This is a genomic window from Frondihabitans peucedani (assembly GCF_039537585.1).
In the GTDB taxonomy this organism is placed as follows: domain Bacteria; phylum Actinomycetota; class Actinomycetes; order Actinomycetales; family Microbacteriaceae; genus Frondihabitans; species Frondihabitans peucedani.
The window spans coordinates 52949-67094 of record NZ_BAABAU010000005.1; the positions used below are offsets into that span (position 1 = coordinate 52949).

Consider the following 14146-nt stretch of genomic DNA (forward strand, 5'->3'; position numbering starts at 1 on the left):
CGACGGTGACGGCAGTGCTGCGGAGTGGTTCGGAGGGCGGAGGCGGTGCGACTGGTCTGTCGGTCCGACTGGCCGGGCCGCGGCGACTGATCCTGTCGCTGCTCCGCCCGGAGCCCTTCTTCGTCGAATCATACGAGTGCATGCTTGTGGCCGCGAGGACCGCGTGCTCGAATCACCTGATCGTCCGCCCGCTGGGCGGCTGGCGGATGTCAGGGCGTCGAGTCGACCCAGCGGTCGCGAGCGGCAGTCGCCCGTGCCGCGAGCCGGGCGACGCGGGGCGCGAGCCATGGCCAGGCGAGGCCGATGCCGACGGCGAGCGAGGCGAGGGCGAAGAGGCGCTCGATCCAGGTGAGCGCGATCCCTGCGACCTGCAGGGAGTCGGCGTCGAGCTGCAGCAGCGGCAGCGGGAGGAGTGTCTGCACCAGGGCGATCACGGCGAGCACGCGGAGAGCGGTGCGCGCGGTCCGCCAGGCGCCGTCAGACCACGAGACCGACACGGCAGCGAGGAGCAGGGCGAGGAGGGCGGCGTAGCTCGCGGCCCCGACGGCTCCGGAGGCGATCCGGCCCGCGGGGGCGAACAGCTCATCGGAGTCGCGCGGCAGCAGAGGCAGTGCGACAGCGGTCGCCAGGGGCAGGGCGCCGCTCAGGACGAGGGACCAGCGGGTGAGGCGGCTGGTGCCCACGAGCCCGGTCGGTCGGTGCGCTCCGACGCGCGGGATGCCGAACGCGAGGGCGGCGAAGGCTGCGAAGCCGGCGAGCGCCGCGACGAGGCCGAGGGCCGGCTGGAGCAGGTAGTACGCGCCGGAGGGCAGGAGGTGCGTCACCGCGATGAAGGCCACACCGCCCCCGGCCGCGAGAGCTGCTCCGGTGTCGAGAGAGGCGCCGTGGGTGTCGAGTGCTTGCGACTTCATCGTCTGCTCCATGGGGTCATCCTCGTCCTCGGTCAGGCCATTCGCCAGAGCTATCCTCACGATACATCTCATATCGCCCGATCGTCGATTCTTCGCCGGTGCGCGTAGCGTGGACGGATGTCGAACGCCCTCGGTGACGCCGTCAGCCCGTATCTCCGAAGCCACGCCGGCAATCCCGTCGCGTGGCAGCAGTGGGGGCCCGAGCCGTTCGCCGAGGCGGCCCGGCGGGGCGTGCCCGTGATGGTGTCGATCGGGTACTCGACATGTCACTGGTGCCACGTCATGGCGCGCGAGAGCTTCAGCGATCCTGCGATCGCCGAACAGCTGAACGAGCGCTTCGTCGCGATCAAGGTCGACCGCGAGGAGCACCCCGACGTCGACGCCAGCTACCTGGCGGCGGCCTCCGCATTCACCTCCGAGCTGGGCTGGCCGCTCACTGTCTTCACGACCCCTGAGGGTCGGGCCTTCTACGCGGGCACCTACCACCCCCCGGTCCCCGTGCAGGGCCGACCCTCCTTCTCGCAGGTGCTCGACGCCGTCACCGACGCCTGGACCGGACGCCGTGACGAGGTCGAGCAGAACGCGTCGCAGATCGCTGCGGCTCTCGCGTCGTCGCAGTCCGCGAGCGCAGGATGCCTGCCCACGGCCGAGCAGCTGTCCGGCATCGTCGACCGGCTGGCCTCCTTCGAGGACGACGAGTTCGGCGGCTTCGGTCGGGCGCCCAAGTTCCCGATCGCTCCCGTGCAGCTGCTGCTCGTCGACCTCGCTGCCCGCGGTGACGGTGCGGCCCGGGATATCGTCCGCCGGACCCTCGGAGCCATGGCCGCCTCGCCGCTCCGCGACCCCGTCGAGGGCGGGTTCTTCCGATACGCGGTCCGCCGCGACTGGCACGAGCCGCACTATGAGAGGATGCTCTACGACAACGCCCTGCTCCTGACCGCCTACTCGCGCCTCTCCGCTCTCACCGAGGGCGACGAGAGCGCCGCGGCGACCGAGGCGGCGACGGGCATCGCCGGGTTCCTGCTGGGCACCCTCCAGCGCCCCGACGGCGGCTTCGGCTCCGCTCAGGACAGCGAGAGCGAGCTCGGCGAGGGCGCCTACTACGCCCTCTCGGTCGAGGAGCGGCGCGAGGCGGCACCCCCGCGCGTCGACGAGAAGGTGCTGACCGGGTGGAACGGCCTGGCGATCGGCGCTCTCGCCGAAGCCGGGGCCCGCCACGACCGGCCGGACTGGACCGCCGCCGCGGTGCGAGCGGCCGATCGACTCCTCGCCCGCCACCGCTCGGCCGACGGGACGCTCCTCCGGGCGGCGACGGAGCGCGGGGTGTCGACCGCGGTCGCGACGCTCGAGGACTACGGGATGCTCGCCGACGGCATCCTGCGTCTCGCCCTGGCCACCGGGCAGCCCCGGTACGCGGCAGAGGCCCGCCCTCTCGTCGACGCCTGCCTGACCGGCGACGAGAGGGTCTTCGCCGCACCGGGCGGAGGCGACCCCGTCCTTGCCGCGCAGGGCCTCGGCCTCGCGAGCGACCCGTCGGAGGGCGCGTATCCCTCGGGGCTCAGCGCGATCGCGTCTGCGGCGGCGACGCTGGCCCAGCTCGTCCACGAGCCGCAATACCGCCGTGCTTCGGAGGGCGCGGTGGCCCTGGTGTCAGAGCGGGCCGTCGAGAACCCGACCGCCTTCGGGGCGATGCTCTCGGTGGCGGCCGGACTCGCGACTCCTGCGACGCAGCTCGTGGTCGTCTCCCCGGGCGGCGCAGGATCCGGGCTGACCTCCTTCGCTCACGCCTGGTTCCGGCCCGGGCTGGCGTCCGTCGTGGTGTCGCCCGCCGCCGCCGCCTCGTGGTCGGACGCGGGTTTCGACCTGTTCGACGGGCGAGTCGCCCAGGGTGGCTCCGACACGGCCTACCTCTGCCGCGACTTCGTCTGCGCGCTGCCGGTCACCTCGCTCGAGGAGCTCGTCGCGCAGGTGTGAGAGCGGCTACTTCCAGCTGGGGATCCAGTAGTGGAGGTTGATGAACGACCAGGGCTCCTGGATCGCCGTCCACATCGGGTAGTAGAAGGCGGTGAGGAGGACGGCGACGATGACGAGGATCCCGACGACCCGGATGCCGCTCAGCCTCCTGATCTCGTCGTCGGTGCGCCGGCCGAGGATGTGGCCGAGCGCGGCCGCGAGCGCGATCACGAGGTAGGGCTCGAAGGCGATCGTGTAGAACTGGAAGACCGTCCGGTTCAGGTACATCAACCACGGCACGTAGCCCGCCGCCACACCGATCAGGATCGCGCCCGACTGCCACTCGCGGTGGCGGACCAGCCGGTAGACGAGGTACAGGCAGGCGATGACGGCCGCGTACCAGATCAGCGGGTTGGCGATCCCCGTGATCGCCTGGCCGCAGCGGTCGGCGGTGCACCCCTCCTGGCCGGTGGTCAGGCCGAGGTAGTACATGCTCGTCGGGCGCTGCATCAGGAGCCACAGCAGCGGATTCGCCTGGTAGGGGTGAGGAGTCGAGAGCCCGACGTTGAAGGCGTAGATGCCTGCCTGGTAGTGCCAGAAGTTCTGCACCACGTCGGGCACCCACGCGAGGGCGCCCGTCCAGTGCAGCCCGGGAGCCGAGGTGACCCACTCGCGGTAGTAGCCGCCCTTCGTCACGAACCAGCCGGTCCAGGTCGCGACGTACGTGACGACGGCGATCGGGATCATCAGGACGAACGTGACCGGACCCTGCTTGAACAGCGTGCCCGTGCCCCAGAACTCGACGCCGACGCGTCGCCTGGCCGCCATGTCGACGGCGATCGTGTACACGGCGAAGACCGCGAGGAAGTAGAGGCCGTTCCACTTCACCCCGGTGGCCGCTCCGAGGAGGAGGCCCGCGACGATCAGCCACGGCCGGTTCCAGAGCGCCGGGCCCCAGGCGAGGTCGCGGCCCCGGTGGTCCATCCGGACCACCCACTCGTCGAGCTTCCGCTTCGTCCGGTGCCGGTCGAGCAGGATCGCGCCGAACGCCATCAGTGCGAAGAGCATCACGAAGTTGTCCAGCAGCGACACCCGCGACATCACGATGGCCTGGCCGTCGATGGCGAGGAAGAACCCCGCCAGGACGCCGAGCAGCGTCGACTTCAGGAGGTGCCGCGCGATCACCGTGACGAGCAGGACGGCGACGGTGCCGGCGATGGCCGTGCTGAGCCGCCACCCGGCGGGATTGCTCGGGCCCAGGGCCCACATGCCGAGCGAGATCAGCCACTTGCCGAGCGGCGGATGCGCGATGAACTCCGCCGCCGAGGTGTAGAGGCTCGTCTGACCGGCGGCGAACTTTCCGTCGACGTCGTTCGGCCAGGTGCCCTCGTAGCCCAGGTTGTGCAGGGTCCACGCGTCTTTGACGTAGTACGTCTCGTCGAAGACGAGCGCATCGGGGTGACCGAGATGCCACAGGCGCAGGATCGCCGCCACCAGCGTGACCAGCGCCGGCCCGCCCCAGGCCCATACCCGCTGCCTGGTCGGGGTCGAGAGCACCCGTCCCCACCACGCGTCGAGACGGGTCAGCCGGGGCTCGCGCAGGGCGTCGGCGTGACGCCCGGCCCCCTCCGAAGCGGGAGCCGGAGCCGGGGACTCTTCGACGAGCTGGTCGAAGTCGTCACCGGGCCTCAGGGTCATTCGGCCATCGTAGAGGGCAGGGACAGGGAGAATGGTCGGGTGATCGTTCTCGCCGCAACCCCCATCGGCAACCTCGGAGACGCCTCCAAGCGGCTGGTGGAAGCGCTGTCGAACACGGAGGTGATCGCCGCGGAGGACACCCGGACGGCCGTTCACCTGATGCGCGCTCTCGGCATCGAGAATCGTCCCCGACTCATCGCCCTGCACGAGCACAACGAGCGCGAGCGCGCCGCCGAGGTCGTCGAGCTCGCCCGCGACGCCGACGTGCTCGTCCTCACCGACGCGGGCATGCCCGCGATCAGCGATCCCGGCTTCCCGCTCGTCGAGGCCGCAGCGGCAGCCGGGGTGACCGTGACCGCGCTGCCCGGCCCCTCGGCCGTGCTGACCGCGCTCGCCGTCTCCGGGCTGCCGACCGACCGATTCACTTTCGAGGGCTTCCTTCCGCGGAAACAGGGCGACCGGCAGAGGATCCTGCGGGCCCTCGACGCCGAGCGGCGCACGATGGTGTTCTTCGAGTCGCCGCACCGCCTCGCGGAGTCGCTCGGCGACGTGGCCGAGGTGCTGGGCGCCGACCGGCGCGTGGTCGTCTGCCGCGAGCTGACGAAGCTGCACGAGGAGGTCCGCCGGGGCACCGCCTCCGAGCTGGCGGCCTGGGCCGCGGACGGCGTGCGGGGCGAGATCTGCATCGTCGTCGAGGGCGCCGAGGAGCGCGAGGTCGACCTCGCGCAGGGGGTCGAGCTCGTGCTCGCGGCCGTCGCCGCCGGGGACCGCCTGAAGGACGCCGCCGCCGAGGTCTCGTCGTCGACGGGACTGTCGAAGCGCGACCTGTACCAGGGGGCGCTCGCCGCGCGCTGAGGGTGGTGCTGCGGGTGGTGGGCTGCTTCTGGCGCCGGTCGGCGCGGGTGGGCGGGTGCTCGCAGGTGTGGGCGGGTCTCCGGGGAGCGGCCCACTGCGGCGAGCACCCGCCGACAGCTGCGGGCCAGACAGCGGAGGCGCCAGGCGCGCCGCCCGCGCCAGGCCCTCACGCCGCACCAGCACTGCGTCGCGACCGCCCACGCGGGGCGGCGGAAGTGGCACGCGGCACACCGGCCCGCTCGAGCAGCCGTCGCAGGGGCTCCCCGCGCCAGGCGTCGTCCCAGCCCCAGCGCACGATGCCGTGCCCGTCCGCGCGCAGGGCATCCTCTCGGCGCTTCTCCTCCCAGAGGGCGTCGGGGTCGCCCGATCCGTCTGCCCGGGAGTGCTCGAGGCGTCCGTCGAACTCGCCGACGAGGTCGACCGCATCCCAGTAGAAGTCGACGACGGCCCGCGAGCCGTCGCCCGAGACGAACGGTCGCTGGAGGTCCGGCGCTGCGAACCCCGCGTCGAGGATCCGCGCACGGCTGAACGACTCGCCGGGGTTCGCTGCCCGCCCATCGGCGAGAGAGACCGCCCGGGTCACCCGGGTCCGCGCTCGAAGGGACGTCCGCCGCCGCAGTTCGGCGCGCAGGTCGGGGATCGTCGTCGAGCCGAGCCGCAGGGCGTGATCGAGCATCGGCAGGCTGAGGGGGAGAGCGACGGTCGCCGCGACGTCGATCAGGGTCCGCTCCAGAGTCGTCACCCTGATGTCGTCGAGGCCCGCGGGCGCGACCGCCTCGGCCGCGTTGCGAGAGCGGTGGGCCCTGATCCCGCTCTCGGAGCGCCCTCCCGTGGCGCCGATCAGCAGGACGTCGAGGTCGGTGGAAGGCGGCCCCACAAGAGGCAGGCCGTGCAGGATCGCGGCCGTCGCATGACTGAAGAGGGGCGTCGCCCGGCGACTCGTCGCCGCGGCCCGGGCCTGCAGGACGACGCGCTGCCTTGGCGAGGTCGCGAGCCACTCCTCGGCGTCGACGTAGACGCCGCGCCGGACGCGCTCGAGCTCGCCGCGCCGGACAGCGAGGGTCTGCTGCCACCGGGCGACACCCGCTTCGGCGAGGTCGGCGCTCGTTCGGAGGGACAGGGAGGAGGCGGCGTGTGAGGTCATGCCGAGACGATGCCCGAGCGGCGTGATCCTGCGCGGCCGCCCGACCCGATCTGGGGAGACCGGGTCGTGGAGGCGGCGCTGTGGAGGAGTCGTGGCAGCTCATCGGGAGCGAGCCGACGAAGCCGGGGCAGGGTCGGCGGGTGCCCGCAGGAGTGGGCGGCGCTCCGCCGACCCGCCGACTCCTGCCGCCGCCCGCCCACGCCCCGAACCGGCGTCACAGCGCTACCCGGCGCTTTAGTATTGACGACATGCCCGCCGGCGACTCCTTTTACATCACCACGCCCATCTTCTACGTCAACGATGTCCCTCACATCGGCCACGCCTACACCGAGGTCGCAGCCGACGTGCTCGCGCGCTGGCACCGCCAGCGGGGCGACGACACCTGGCTGCTGACCGGCACCGACGAGCACGGCCAGAAGATCCTCCGGACGGCCACGAGCCATGACGTCACGCCGAAGGAGTGGGCCGACAAGCTCGTCGAGGAGTCGTGGAAGCCGCTGCTGCAGACGGTCAACATCTCGAACGACGACTTCATCCGCACCACCGACACTCGGCATGAGACGGGCGTGCAGCGGTTCCTGCAGAAGCTCTACGACGACGGGTTCATCTACCAGGGCGAGTTCGAGGGCTTCTACTGCGTGGGCTGCGAGGAGTACAAGCAGCCGTCCGACCTGGTCGACGGCACCGGGCCGTTCGAAGGGCAGCAGGTCTGCGCGATCCACTCCAAACCGGTCGAGCTGCTCAAGGAGAGCAACTACTTCTTCCGGATGAGCGACTTCGAGAAGCCGCTGCTCGACCTGTACGAGCAGCAGGCCGACTTCATCCAGCCCGAGAGCGTCCGGAACGAGATCGTGTCGTTCGTGAAGCAGGGACTCCGTGACCTGTCGATCTCGCGGGCCTCGTTCGACTGGGGCATCAAGGTGCCGTGGGACGACGCGCACGTCGTCTACGTCTGGTTCGACGCGCTGCTCAACTACGCGACCGCGGTCGGGTACGGCGAGCCCTCCGAGCGTGCCGACTTCGAGCGGCGCTGGCCCGCCGTCCACATCGTCGGAAAAGACATCGCGCGGTTCCACGCGGTTATCTGGCCCGCCATGCTCATGGCCGCGGGCCTCCCCGTGCCGAAGCACGTCTTTGGCCACGGCTGGCTGCTGGTGGGGGGCGAGAAGATGTCGAAGTCGAAGCTGACGGGCATCGCTCCGCAGCAGATCACCGAGACGTTCGGTGTCGACGCCTTCCGGTACTACTTCATGCGGGCCATCACGTTCGGTCAAGACGGCAACTTCTCGTGGGAGGACATCTCGGCGCGCTACCAGGCCGAGCTTGCCAACGGCTTCGGCAACCTGGCGTCGCGCATCATCGCGATGATCACGCGCTACTTCGACGGAACCGTGCCGGTGGCGGCCGAGCTCCAGGCGGTCGACCTGGCCATCCGAGAGACCGAGGTGCGAGTCACCGCCGCGGCCGACGAGGCCATCGAGCGCTTCGCGATCAACGAGGCCGTCTCGAGCATCTGGGAGCTCGTCGACGCGCTGAACGGCTACATCACCGAGCAGGAGCCCTGGGCCCTCGCCAAAGACGAGGCGCAGCGCAATCGGCTCGCGACGGTGCTGAACACCGCGCTCCGCGGGCTCGGTACACTGACCGTCCTCCTCAGCCCGTTCGTCCCCGAGGCCGCTCACAAGCTCTGGGCCTCCATCGGACAGGGCGAGCTCACGAGCCAGAACATCGACCGGGCCCCGGAGTGGTCGTCGGCCCCGTCGGTCGAGCCTCTGCCGTCGACGCTGTTCCCGCGCATCGAGCAGCCGGAGCCGGCGACAGCGTGAGTGACAGCAACGGTGCGGGCGACGCGGCCCACCTCCGCCGACGCAGCGACGAGTCCGGCGGGCAGAAGCGCGACCTCAGCTATCCGCCCCTGCCGCCGGCCCTGACGGTCCCCGTCTACGACAACCACACGCACCTCGAGATCGAGGACGGCGAGGGACTCGACTACCGGGAGCACCTCGACCGAGCGTCGAGCGTCGGCATCCGCGGCGTCGTGCAGGTCGGCAACGACCTCGAGACCTCGCGCTGGTCGGCCGAGATTGCGGCCCGTGAGCCCCGGGTGCTGGCAGCGGTGGCGATCCACCCGAACGAGGCGCCCCGGTACGCAGCGGAGGGCCGGCTGGCCGACGCTCTGGCAGAGATCGACGAGCTGGCAGGACGGACGCGAGTCCGGGCCGTCGGCGAGACCGGCCTCGACTGGAGCCGGCTCGACACCGCGGGCGACGACGCCGACCGCATCCGCGCCGCCCAGATCGAGTCCTTCGAGGCGCACATCGAGATCGCCAAGAAGCACGATCTCGCGCTGCAGATCCACGACCGCGACGCGCACGACGACGTCGTCGCGACCCTCAAGCGCGTCGGAGCACCGGCCCGCACTGTCTTCCACTGCTTCTCGGGCGGACCCGAGCTCGGAGCGATCTGCGCCGACAACGGCTGGTACATGTCCTTCGCCGGCACTGTCACGTTCAAGAACGCCGCACCGCTGCGAGAGGCGCTCGTCGCTGCCCCGCGGCACCTCGTCCTCGTCGAGACCGATGCCCCCTACCTCACCCCGACACCGTTCCGAGGCCGCCCCAACTCGCCCTACCTGATCCCGCTCACCCTCCGGTCGATGGCCGAGACCATGGGCACCGACGCGTCGATGCTCGCGGCGCAGATCACCTCCAACACCGAGCTCGTCTACGGCACCTGGGAGTCCGAGCCCATCACGGTCGACGCCTGATGGCGTCCTCCGCCCTGCTCGGTCCCGCGGAGATCCGCGACCTGGCCGACCTCCTCGGCATCCAGCCCACCAAGAAGCTGGGCCAGAACTTCGTCCACGACGGCAACACGGTGCGCAGGATCGTCGCCACCGCCAAGGTCGCCCCGGGCACCTCCGTGGTCGAGATCGGTCCCGGCCTCGGCTCCCTCACCCTCGGCCTGCTCGAAGCGGGAGCCCGGGTCGTCGCCGTCGAGATCGACAAGCGTCTCGCCGAGCAGCTCCCCGAGACGGTGCGTCTCCTGCAGCCGGACGCCGACCTCACCGTCGTCGTCGACGACGCCATGCGGGTGACGGCGCTCCCCGCCGAGCCGACGCACCTCGTCGCCAACCTGCCCTACAACATCTCGGTGCCGGTCCTGCTCCACTTCCTCGAGCACTTCCCCTCCCTGACGCGGGGCCTGGTGATGGTGCAGGCCGAGGTCGGCCTCCGCCTCGCCGCAGCTCCAGGATCGAAGGTCTACGGCTCACCGAGCATCAAGGCGGCCTGGTACGGCATCTGGTCGACCGCCGGGCAGGTCTCGCGGCAGGTGTTCTGGCCGGTGCCGAACGTCGACAGCATCCTCGTCGCCTACGACCGCCGCGATCCCAAAGGCACCGAGGCCGAGCGCGCGGCGACCTTCGAACTCGTCGACGCCGCGTTCCAGCAGCGCCGCAAGATGCTCCGGCAGTCGCTGTCGGTCGTCTTCGGCACCTCCTCCGAGGCATCCGACGCCATCGAGCAGGCCGGCCTCGCGCCGACCTCGCGAGGCGAGGAGCTGACGGTCGACGACTTCCTCGCGATCGCGCGCGTCCGACTGCGGGCCGCAGCGGGGGAGTAGCCGTGCCCCGGAGCCCGAGCGCCGCAGGCGGCCTCAGCGACGCCAAGCTGGCCGCGCGCACCGGCCGGAGCGCCCGCGACTGGTTCGAGATCCTCGACGCCGAAGCGGCGACCCGGCTCTCGCACGATCAGATCGTGTCGCTCCTCGTCGACGTCTACGAGGCGCCCGAGTGGGGAGCGCAGGCGGTGGCCGTGCGCTACCAGCACGATCACGGCATCCGGCTGCCGGGCGAGCAGGACGACGGCACCTTCACCGTGTCGGCGAGCAGGAGCATCCGCGGCGCGCAGCAGGCCGTGCTGGATGCCGCGATCCTGCGCCTGTCCGCCCTGGCGAAGAGCGAGCCCGACGAGGTCCACCGCCTTCCCGAGCGCACCACCGCCTCGTGGACGCTCGGCTCCGGCGACCTGCTCGTCGCGCGAGTCGTCTCGTCAGACGGCGACCGCTGCTCGATCTCGCTGGTGCAGTCGGGCATCCGGCTGCCCGAACTCGTCGCCGGGCTCCGCCAGACCCTCGAGAAGACGGTCGTCAGAGTCGCCGGCGACATCGCTCAGGCCTGACGACGGGCCGAGACGAGGGCCCGAGGCGAGGATCCCAGGCGAGCAACCCCGACGACCGCCGACCTCAGGGCGTCGTCGCGACCAGGTCGTCGACTGAGAGGCTCTGCGCCCCGGCAGCCGACGACCCCGACACGTAGCTGAGCAGCCCGAGCGACCCGGGAGCCTGCAGCGCCGCAGCGGAGCTCGTCGCCGTCACCATCCAGGCCGACGGCTCCGTCGTGCCCGCGATCCAGGCTTTCGCCCGGAGCGTCGTGGGGCTGGTGCCGACGACCTGGAGACGGGTGCTGATCCGGGTCCCGGCGCCGATCGATCCTGCGACGCGGACCGGGTTCGCGATGGTCGTGCCCGCGCCCACCAGGGAGACCGTGGCCGTCCCGCTGCCGGTCAGCTGGACGGTCGCCCGATAGTCGCTCGACCCGATCTTCCGTCCCTGCAGCGACACCTGGGTGCCTCCGCCGGACGCCGCCTGCGCGAGCGCGAAAGTCACGGAGAGGTCGACGCCGGTCTGGGAGACCGAGGCGAGCGTCGCTCCGGCCTGCGCGCTCGGCCCGCTGAGCGTGATCCTGCCTGTCCCCGTCTGCATGGAGAGGTTGGAGGCGCTGCCCACGCTCGTCCAGGCGCCGCCGACATCAGCAGTGCCCCAGCCGCTCGAGAGGGTGCGCCCGAAGGCGTCGGAGGCGACGGTGCCGGACGTTGCGGGAACCGTGACTGTCACCTGGCGGCTCGTGGACGCTGTCGCGCCTCCGTTGTCGGTCACGGTGAGCGAGGCCGAGTAGGAGCCCGCAGCGGCATAGGCGTGCGTCGGAGTCGCACCGGTCGCCGTGGCTCCGTCTCCGAAGCTCCAGCTGTACGAGGCGATGGAGCCGTCCGGGTCGGACGACGAGGAGCCGTCGAACGTCGCCTGGAGGCCGGAGGCGCTCTGGGTGAACGAGGCGGTCGGGGCGGTGTTCGTCGGGGGCGTCGAGGCACCGGTCGCGCTGGCGTAGTGCGCCTGGACCTGAGCCGCCGTCAACGCGGCCGGGTAGATCGACACGTCGTCGATGGAGCCGGCGAACCAGGGCGAGCCGTTCCAGGTGCTGTCGCCGCCGATCCTCCAGTAGCCGACGGGGATGCTCTGGGCGCTCACCGACGACCGGCTGGCGATGAGCCGGCCGTCGACGTAGAGGTTCATCCCGGACGAGCCGAGCGTCGCGACTGCCTGGTGCCAGTGCCCGTCGTTGAGAGCGGCCGGGCTCGTCAGCGTCACGAGCGAGCCGTTGTAGACGCCGAAGTTGAGTCGCCCGTCCGTCGACAGGTACAGGTGGCGGTCGTACTGCGTCGAGACGCCCGTCGACTGCTCCCCGAAGCCCAGGATCTTGCCGCCGGCCGTCGTGGTCGTCGAGAACCAGGCCTCCTCGGTGAAGGTCTGCGGTGCGGCCACCGGCGACTGGGTTGCGGCGAAGCCGGTCGTCGTCCCGTTGAAGGTCGAGGCCCGGTCGCCGTCCGAGACGGCTCCGGCCGCTCCGCGGGTCACGCCGGCGCCGGCGACGAGGTCGTTGTTCCCGGCGAAGTCGCGGACAGCCGAGCCGCTGGTCTCGTCCAGACGCCAGAAGTCGGACGGAGCGTCGGCGAGCACGCGCCCCGGGTAGCCGCTCGGCTGCGACGAGGCGGCGGTGATCGAGACGCTGTTGCCGAGGACGGTGTTCCCGAACGGATCGGTCGCGCGGAGGCGATAGCTGTGGGTCGATCCGGGCACCAGCCCGGTGTCGGTGAAGGCGAGCTCGGGTCGCAGCCAGGTGGTCGAGTAGGCGGTCGTCGTGTAGACCGGGGTCGACGAGCCGTCGCGGTAGAGGGCGTACGAGAGGGTGCCGTTGTCGCGGTCGGCGTTGGCGAGCCAGCTCGCCTTGACCGAGCCCGACCGGACCGAGGTCAGATTCGGGACGAACTGGCCTCCGGTGACGACGGGGCCGTCCTTGTTCGGCGCGATCGACGGGACGGCGAAGCGCACGAGGCCCTGCTGCGCGATGCCGTCGACCGTGGGGAACTCGCCTCCGTACACGACGTAGTCGTCGTTCGCGGCGACGCTCCAGGCCGCCTGCGTCTTGCCGGTGTAGGTCCCCGGTGTCAGCGTCGGGTTCCAGTTCAGGAGCGACGGACCGGGCGTGCCCGCGAAGTCCGTGTAGGTGGAGCCCCAGGGGTTCGCCGTCAGGGTGAGTGTCGCCGCCTTGCTGAAGGCCGTCGCTCGGTGGAACGTGAAGTTCGGGTTCGTCTGCTGGAAGCCCTGGAGGTCGCCGCAGAAGTGGGCGTGGCTCGTCGCGTACAGGGCGGTCGACGAGACCGCGGTCGAGTACGTGTCGCCGTGGCAGTCCGCGATCCACACCAGGTCGCCGTTCCAGTCGGCTCGGAAGGTCCCCTCGAGAGTCCCTCCGGTGCCGAAGACGTAGCCGGATCCATAGACCCCGGTGGAGTCGCCGGTGAGACTCGTGATCCCGGCCATCGAGCCGCCGTCTCGGACCTTCGTCGTGTTGGCGGCCCAGGGCAGGAGCGCGCCCGAGGTCGAGTCGACGGCGCCGAGCCCGTAGCCCGGGTTCCCCGACCCGTTCAGAGTGGTGAAGGCGCCTCCGACGACGACCTTCCCGCCGTCGGGGGAGACCGCCAGCGACGACACGTTGCCGCCGACCGCGGACGGGTTCCAGGGCAGGATCGCGCCCGTCGTCGCGTCGACCGCAGCCAGCTGGCCCCGCGACACACCCGCTCCGCCGACCGTCGCGGTCACCGAGGTGAAGGCGCCGCCGAGGTAGAGGGTGTTGCCGCGGACGGCGAGCGCGTTGACCGTCGAGTTCGCGGTGGCGGTGAAGGCCGAGACGAGAGCCCCGGTCTTCGCGTCGACCTTCGCGATCCGGGTCCTGGTCGCACCGTCGACCTGGGTGAAGGAGCCGGCCACGAAGAGCGACGATCCGTCGGAGGAGGCGGCGACCGCTTTCACCTGCGCGTTCGTCGACGCGGTGAAGGCCGAATCGAGGATTCCGGTGGTGATGTCGTACGAGAGGAGATTCGCGCGAGAGACCGTGTTGACGCCGGCCGCCGCTCCGAACGGCCGCGCCGTCGTGAACTCGCCGCCCGCGAAGACGTGGCCCTTCGAGATGGCCTGGGTCCAGACGACCCCGTCGATCTGCGGTGTGGGCAGGACGTCGGTGGTCACGGTGACCGGCGTCTTCGGGTCGGTCGGATCGGCGGGGGCGGAGTCGGCGTGTGCCGGGCCTCCGATCGCCACGAGCCCCGCGGCGAGGACCGCCGTCGTGGTGAGCGCTGTCGTCACGCGCCGGATCGTCGTGCTGGTGCCTCGCCCCATGAGGTGGCCTCTGTCTGTTCGGTCGTTCGTCCGGTGGTGCAGGGGGTGGAGCGTGGGCTGATGCAGGATCAGC

10 protein-coding genes are annotated in these 14146 nt (G+C 71.3%); 6 read left to right on the forward strand and 4 right to left on the reverse strand.

The genetic code is table 11. The annotated features are described in order from the left end of the window. Nucleotides 1-209: 209 nt before the first annotated feature. Nucleotides 210-923: a hypothetical protein gene (locus ABD733_RS16220; RefSeq protein ID WP_344798130.1), complete on the reverse strand. Its 714-nt coding sequence runs from the start codon at nucleotides 921-923 to the stop codon at nucleotides 210-212. Between the two features lie 105 nt (nucleotides 924-1028). Between ABD733_RS16220 and ABD733_RS16225 the strand changes: the two genes are divergently transcribed. Next, nucleotides 1029-2885: a thioredoxin domain-containing protein gene (locus tag ABD733_RS16225; protein WP_344798132.1), complete on the forward strand. Its 1857-nt coding sequence runs from the start codon at nucleotides 1029-1031 to the stop codon at nucleotides 2883-2885. A 6-nt stretch (nucleotides 2886-2891) separates the two neighbouring features. On the opposite strand, the gene ABD733_RS16230 is transcribed toward ABD733_RS16225, so the two are convergent. Next, nucleotides 2892-4562, reverse strand: coding sequence for a dolichyl-phosphate-mannose--protein mannosyltransferase (locus ABD733_RS16230; RefSeq protein WP_344798134.1), 1671 nt, complete (start codon nucleotides 4560-4562; stop codon nucleotides 2892-2894). A gap of 39 nt (nucleotides 4563-4601) precedes the next feature. Here ABD733_RS16230 and rsmI point away from each other — a divergent pair, with 39 nt between their 5' ends. Further along, nucleotides 4602-5417: a 16S rRNA (cytidine(1402)-2'-O)-methyltransferase gene (rsmI, locus tag ABD733_RS16235; RefSeq protein ID WP_344798136.1), complete on the forward strand. Its 816-nt coding sequence runs from the start codon at nucleotides 4602-4604 to the stop codon at nucleotides 5415-5417. A gap of 166 nt (nucleotides 5418-5583) precedes the next feature. On the opposite strand, the gene ABD733_RS16240 is transcribed toward rsmI, so the two are convergent. Beyond that, entirely contained in the window at nucleotides 5584-6561 is a 978-nt protein-coding gene (locus tag ABD733_RS16240; RefSeq protein WP_344798138.1) for a type IV toxin-antitoxin system AbiEi family antitoxin domain-containing protein, read from the reverse strand. 248 nt (nucleotides 6562-6809) lie between these two features. Between ABD733_RS16240 and metG the strand changes: the two genes are divergently transcribed. Genes metG through ABD733_RS16260 form a run of 4 tightly spaced genes read left to right on the forward strand, consistent with a single transcriptional unit; the run spans nucleotide 6810 to nucleotide 10742 of the window. After that, nucleotides 6810-8387: a methionine--tRNA ligase gene (gene metG, locus ABD733_RS16245; RefSeq protein WP_344798140.1), complete on the forward strand. Its 1578-nt coding sequence runs from the start codon at nucleotides 6810-6812 to the stop codon at nucleotides 8385-8387. Then, entirely contained in the window at nucleotides 8384-9328 is a 945-nt protein-coding gene (locus ABD733_RS16250) for a TatD family hydrolase (protein ID WP_344798142.1), read from the forward strand. The genes metG and ABD733_RS16250 overlap by 4 nt, the downstream gene beginning before the upstream one ends. Next, nucleotides 9328-10185: a 16S rRNA (adenine(1518)-N(6)/adenine(1519)-N(6))-dimethyltransferase RsmA gene (gene rsmA / locus ABD733_RS16255; RefSeq protein ID WP_344798144.1), complete on the forward strand. Its 858-nt coding sequence runs from the start codon at nucleotides 9328-9330 to the stop codon at nucleotides 10183-10185. The genes ABD733_RS16250 and rsmA overlap by 1 nt, the downstream gene beginning before the upstream one ends. A 2-nt stretch (nucleotides 10186-10187) precedes the next feature. Continuing rightward, a complete protein-coding gene (locus ABD733_RS16260; RefSeq protein WP_344798146.1) occupies nucleotides 10188-10742 on the forward strand; it encodes a hypothetical protein in 555 nt (184 codons plus the stop codon). Between the two features lie 64 nt (nucleotides 10743-10806). Here ABD733_RS16260 and ABD733_RS16265 read toward each other — a convergent pair whose 3' ends face one another. Beyond that, nucleotides 10807-14040, reverse strand: a complete 3234-nt coding sequence (locus tag ABD733_RS16265) for a LamG-like jellyroll fold domain-containing protein (protein ID WP_344798148.1) — start codon at nucleotides 14038-14040, stop codon at nucleotides 10807-10809. Nucleotides 14041-14146: the final 106 nt, after the last annotated feature.

Excerpts from the sequence above, each read along its gene's own strand:
- ABD733_RS16220 (WP_344798130.1), bottom strand. The coding sequence starts at position 923 with ATGGAGCAGACGATGAAGTCGCAAGCACTCGACACCCACGGCGCCTCT.
- ABD733_RS16225 (WP_344798132.1), top strand. The coding sequence starts at position 1,029 with ATGTCGAACGCCCTCGGTGACGCCGTCAGCCCGTATCTCCGAAGCCAC.
- ABD733_RS16230 (WP_344798134.1), bottom strand. The coding sequence starts at position 4,562 with ATGACCCTGAGGCCCGGTGACGACTTCGACCAGCTCGTCGAAGAGTCC.
- ABD733_RS16240 (WP_344798138.1), bottom strand. The coding sequence starts at position 6,561 with ATGACCTCACACGCCGCCTCCTCCCTGTCCCTCCGAACGAGCGCCGAC.
- metG (WP_344798140.1), top strand. The coding sequence starts at position 6,810 with ATGCCCGCCGGCGACTCCTTTTACATCACCACGCCCATCTTCTACGTC.
- rsmA (WP_344798144.1), top strand. The coding sequence starts at position 9,328 with ATGGCGTCCTCCGCCCTGCTCGGTCCCGCGGAGATCCGCGACCTGGCC.